The organism is Ruegeria sp. AP12 (assembly GCF_056540025.1).
Genome location: NZ_JBQFVZ010000102.1, coordinates 1 through 1,045 on the forward strand (window position 1 = coordinate 1; position 1,045 = coordinate 1,045).

The 1,045-nt window shown below is 57.2% G+C and carries 1 protein-coding gene; it reads left to right on the forward strand.

Annotation, left to right across the window (positions count from 1 at the left end; translation table 11 throughout):
- Positions 1–90: 90 nt before the first annotated feature.
- The coding region (locus ACR0E6_RS21520) for a TadA family conjugal transfer-associated ATPase (protein WP_480587138.1) at positions 91–1,045 on the forward strand (955 nt) is incomplete at its 3' end.

A 1,045-nucleotide genomic window follows, 5' to 3' on the forward strand; every position in this document is an offset into this window, starting at 1 on the left:
CGCGAAATTGCCAAGCTTGCAAAGTCGCTCCACAGCCTCGGCAGCAACGACGCCGAGGCCGCATAACACAACCCCAAGGGAAGAGCCGCCATGTTTTCCAGATATAAGAAAGCGTCTGATGCGCAGCCGGTCGAGACTCCGGCCAAAGCGCCCGAAGCGGCCCCCGCAGCGCCCACGGCAACAGCAGTTGCACGCAAGCCCGTTCAGAAGAAAGCTGGCGAGGTCACGAGCGCCGACCGCGACCGTAAACGGAAAGAGCGCCTGAGTGAGATCAAGATTGAGCTGCACCGGGAGCTACTGGAAAACCTGAACCTCGCCGCCCTCGAAAACGCAGGTGAGGCCGAGCTTCGCACCGAGATCAGCGCAATTGCAAGCGAGGTTCTGGAAGCCAAAAGCATCGTTTTGAACCGAGACGATCGCACTCAGCTGAACAAAGAGCTCTATGACGAGGTCACAGGCCTCGGCCCGCTTGAGACCTTGCTCCGCGACGAAACGGTCAACGATATTCTGGTGAACGGCCCGCAACAGATTTTTGTCGAACGTGCGGGTAAGCTAGAACTCAGCGATATTACGTTTAAGGACGAAAAACACCTGATGCGGATCATCGACAAGATCGTGTCCGCTGTGGGTCGTCGTGTTGATGAATCCAACCCTTATGTTGACGCCCGCTTGGCCGATGGGTCGCGTTTCAACGCCATGGTGCCGCCGATTGCGGTTGATGGATCGTTGGTGTCCATTCGTAAGTTCAAAAAAGACAAACTGGGCATCGACGACCTGGTCAGTTTTGGTGCGTTCACCGAAGAAATGGCCGCCTATCTTCAGGCTGCCGTGTCGACCCGCCTGAACGTGATCGTCTCGGGCGGTACGGGTTCTGGTAAAACGACCACGCTGAACGCTCTGTCCAGCTTTATCGACGATGCCGAACGCATCCTGACCATCGAGGATACGGCGGAACTTCAGCTGCAGCAAACCCATGTGGGTCGGATGGAAAGCCGCCCACCAAACGTGGAAGGCAAAGGCGAAGTCAGCCCGCGCGACTGTCTGA